Raw genomic sequence first — 3796 nt, 5'->3', positions numbered from 1 at the left:
AAGAGGAAGTTGTCGAGGAATGTCACATTGACATTAACACTGATGACTGTGACGGCTGTGAGAAATGCTCAATCGCTTGTCCGAACAATGTATTTATATTGGTGGATGAGGTAAGCTCAGTTCGTGACGCACAGGTGTGCAAAAGATGCAGGGTTTGCGTTGCAATATGTCCTAATGACTGCATTACAGTCAACTGATTTTTTCACGTATTGTATCGATGAAACTTCTGTTTTCAAACTTGATAATTTTGGTAATCCTATCTGATTTTTTAATTTTTATTTTATCTCCGCCGTATATTTCAATAGGTATTCCGTCATAGAGAACATATGACTCTGTGCTGTCCCTAAGTTCAGTTATTTTGATTTCGATTGTGGAATTATCAGACAGTATTATGCTTCTGTTGATTACAGTATGTGGAGCTATAGGGGTTAAGGTAATGATTTCCGCTGTTGGATCAACAATTGGTCCTCCGCAGGATAGGTTATAAGCGGTGGAGCCTGTCGGGGTGCATATGAGTATTCCATCTGCAGTATATGAATTGATCAGTTTGTCATCGACGATTGCATCGAATCTTACGACTCCGGAGATATTTTTGGAAATGGCTATTTCATTTAACGATTCCGGAATTTCAATGATGTTGCCGTCGGGCCTGATGATTTTTCCTTCAAGCATCATTCTCCTTTCAACATGATAATTTTCATTTAAAAGATTTTTCATGGTGTTTTCAATATTTTCAGGGTTGATTTCTGTCAAATAACCTAAGGTTCCGGTGTTTATGCCGACAATTGGTTTATCGGATAATCGTGATGTTTTAAGAAATGTTCCATCTCCTCCGATTGAAAAAACAATATTACATTCATCTATATCGTTTGTAATTGCAATATTTAGATTATCAGCTATTTTTTTCAGTCTTTCTTTTGTTTCAATGGCATTTTTATTATTTGAATCATGGTTGATGAATATTTTCATGTTGTATTATTTGAATCTGTTCATATTATAATTTTGCTGAAGAAAAACGTGAAATTCTATTCAATGCAATATGATATTAGAGCCATAATACCTGTTGCATAACTCAATGAATTTTTCAGCATCACCAATATTTTCATAAAAGTATTTTGAGTATATTAAAACATTCTGTGAAGCGTATTTGGAATAAATGTTTTTTATTTCATGGTTTTTGAAGTTCTCGGATAGTATAATCTGGATTTTTCGACTGGTATTGGATTTTATTATATCGGCAATTTCATCTTCATCATCTGCAATGAATGAATTTTCAAATTCAGCATTTTTAAAGCTGGTGTATGTTTTGCTTGAAACGTTGCTTTTGTTTGAAAAAATATCCCTCAATCCGTTAACAAAATAATCCTCGCCAAATTCTCTGATGCAGTAGTCTTTAAGTTTACTTGCTATTTTCATGTAATCGTCTGTATTGTAAGTGTCTTTTATGAATGTCACAATGTCAGTTATGTCATTAAAAATTATCTCTTCGGGATAGATGTATTCAATTCCCGGCCACTTTAAAAGGAGGCTCACGGTCGAGTCTGCAAATGCCTCTGTAGGTGAGAGGTGGGAGCCTTCTATGTCGCTAAGTGATAGGACATAACCTATATCTGAAAACATCCCATGTCTTTCGACCCAATTCTTTTTAACAATGATGTCGTTGAGCCCATGACTGCTTGTGTATTCATCGCAATTTTTGAAGTAGGCAATTTCATTTTCATCGTTTTTCCAGTGCATTTGTGTGAAATCCTTACCGAATAGATATAATTTAAAATTATCAATATCCTTTAACTGGTTTAGGATTTCAAGTGCCCTTTGATAGCCTTTATAGCTTGGAGCATATCCCACAAGTGCAATATGCTTTCTGTAATCTGGATTTTTTATGTTTTCATATATTGAAGTTTCGACAATGTTGTTTAAAAAAAACATCTTTTCCCGTGGAATTTTAAAGACATTTGAGAAAATCTCCAAAAGAAAATAGTTGATTGTAATTACTCCACACACGTTATCGTAATTAATCTGTTTTCCATAGTCAAGGGTTATTTCATATTTGTGGGCTCTGATAAACAGTTTTTGTTTTTTGCTGACATTATTGGAATACCATGGAGTATAATATTCCATCCATTCACACAGGATAATGTCTGCCCATTTAAGAAGGTCTTTTGATTCTTTTGAAACCTCATTGGGGTTCCAGTCCCATTCGTCAATTCGAATTTCATAATATTTTTCAAGATATCTTATTGATTGCTTAATAAATTTCAAATCCACTCCTGCAATTAGCAAATGGGGCTTTTTGGGTTTTACGAGGTTTCTTATTGAATTTCTCAAATTCATTGATATTATATTTACATTAATATTTTATAAATGTATCCAAAAAAGATTTATATTGATGCAGAGATATATTTAATTGAAACTATGAAAAATAACTCTTTTAAACATGAAATGAACTGAAATTTTGGTCTCAGGTTGTTGAAAAGGAACATGTCTTGGAATCGACATCCGGCGGAGTCAGCTATGAAAAGTTTTATGTGACAGATTTGAATATTGATGCTGACGATTTTAAGGACAAAAACATTTTGGATATTGGGTGCGGTCCAAGAGGAAGTCTTGAATGGGCTGACATGTCCAATTTAAGGGTGGGATTGGATCCTCTTGTCAATGAATATTTCAAACTAAACGGAGGGACACTATTTCATAAGATGCATTATGTAAGGGCATACAGTGAAAGCATGCCCTTTGCCGACGAGACCTTTGACTTTGTTTTTTCCATCAATTCCCTGGATTATGTGGATGACCTTGATGATACAATACATGAAATCAAAAGGGTTCTTAAAATCGGAGGAATATGCGGAATAATTGTTGATGCCAATCACAAACCCACTGCATGCGAACCCATAAGCATCGATTTGAATCTCAAAGACAAGTTTTCGGATATTTTTGAAGTTGAGGAAGAACGTGTTTATGAGGTTGTTTATAATTCAGGTTTTAGGGATAATTTGGATGATTCCACATTCTATGATTTCAACAATCCTAAAAAAAGACCTGCCATTTTGCTTTTGAAATTAAAAAAGGTTAAGGAGTTTAAATCAACCCATGTTCCATTGGATGAAGTTGATAAACTTCGATTGGATAATGAAAGGCTTAACTCTAAAATCAGTCAATATAAAAATCGTAAGGCTGTTAAACTAGCCGATAAAACCAAATCTGTTTTTAAAAGATGAATTTCTTTGGCGTGACCTGCGCCAAATTGAAAATTCTTAATGATATTTTTGCTTGTAAATTCTTGATTATGGCTTTAAGTATTTGACGAGTCAACTTGAAAATTTCCATTAAATTGATGTTATTTTTAATATTTTAATATTCATATCTGCAAATGCAATTTTGAAATTCGGCCATCTACATTCAAACTTCTCAATATGATATTTTTAAGATAATGGTAGTAAAAAAGAAAAAAAGAAAATATGAGTTTAGTCATCTACACTAAATCATAATTTTATTTCGTCGGCACTTAAAACTTGAATTTCCATATTTTCAACAAAATCGCTACTTTCAGCACCAAAGTCCTGGAAGTGAGATGAAGCCATATGTTTTTGCAATGCTTCCGGAGATTCCCATTTTTCAACAAAAGTCAAAGTGTCATCATCTGTTGACTGCAACAATTGGTAATCAATGTTGCCTTCTTCGGTCAGTGTGGTTTCAATCAACTCTTGTGAAATCTCGACAATAGTATCTCTACAACCTTTTTTAGGTGTAATTTTTGCTAAAACAATTATGAAATCCATACATAATCACCATT

Annotated in this window: 5 protein-coding genes; 2 read left to right on the top strand and 3 right to left on the bottom strand. The window is 33.5% G+C overall.

What is annotated here, in order from left to right; genetic code table 11:
• The coding region (locus E7Z77_RS09645) for a 4Fe-4S binding protein (RefSeq protein WP_292753540.1) at positions 1-197 on the top strand (197 nt) is incomplete at its 5' end.
• On the opposite strand, the gene E7Z77_RS09640 is transcribed toward E7Z77_RS09645, so the two are convergent.
• Both E7Z77_RS09640 and E7Z77_RS09635 read right to left on the bottom strand, forming a co-directional pair.
• Entirely contained in the window at positions 190-969 is a 780-nt protein-coding gene (locus E7Z77_RS09640) for an NAD(+)/NADH kinase (RefSeq protein WP_292753538.1), read from the bottom strand. The genes E7Z77_RS09645 and E7Z77_RS09640 overlap by 8 nt on opposite strands.
• A 60-nt stretch (positions 970-1029) precedes the next feature.
• Positions 1030-2262 (bottom strand): hypothetical protein, encoded by a 1233-nt coding sequence (locus E7Z77_RS09635; RefSeq protein WP_292753536.1) that lies wholly within the window; start codon positions 2260-2262, stop codon positions 1030-1032.
• Between the two features lie 224 nt (positions 2263-2486).
• On the opposite strand from E7Z77_RS09635, the gene E7Z77_RS09630 reads away from it, so the two are divergent.
• Positions 2487-3221 (top strand): class I SAM-dependent methyltransferase, encoded by a 735-nt coding sequence (locus E7Z77_RS09630; protein WP_292753534.1) that lies wholly within the window; start codon positions 2487-2489, stop codon positions 3219-3221.
• Between the two features lie 264 nt (positions 3222-3485).
• On the opposite strand, the gene E7Z77_RS09625 is transcribed toward E7Z77_RS09630, so the two are convergent.
• Positions 3486-3782 (bottom strand): putative quinol monooxygenase, encoded by a 297-nt coding sequence (locus E7Z77_RS09625; protein ID WP_292753530.1) that lies wholly within the window; start codon positions 3780-3782, stop codon positions 3486-3488.
• Positions 3783-3796 lie beyond the last annotated feature (14 nt).

Source organism: Methanobrevibacter sp. (assembly GCF_015062985.1).
GTDB lineage: Archaea > Methanobacteriota > Methanobacteria > Methanobacteriales > Methanobacteriaceae > Methanocatella.
This window is presented reverse-complemented; position numbering and strand designations above follow the sequence as displayed.

Excerpts from the sequence above, each read along its gene's own strand:
- E7Z77_RS09625 (WP_292753530.1), bottom strand. The coding sequence starts at position 3,782 with ATGGATTTCATAATTGTTTTAGCAAAAATTACACCTAAAAAAGGTTGT.
- E7Z77_RS09640 (WP_292753538.1), bottom strand. The coding sequence starts at position 969 with ATGAAAATATTCATCAACCATGATTCAAATAATAAAAATGCCATTGAA.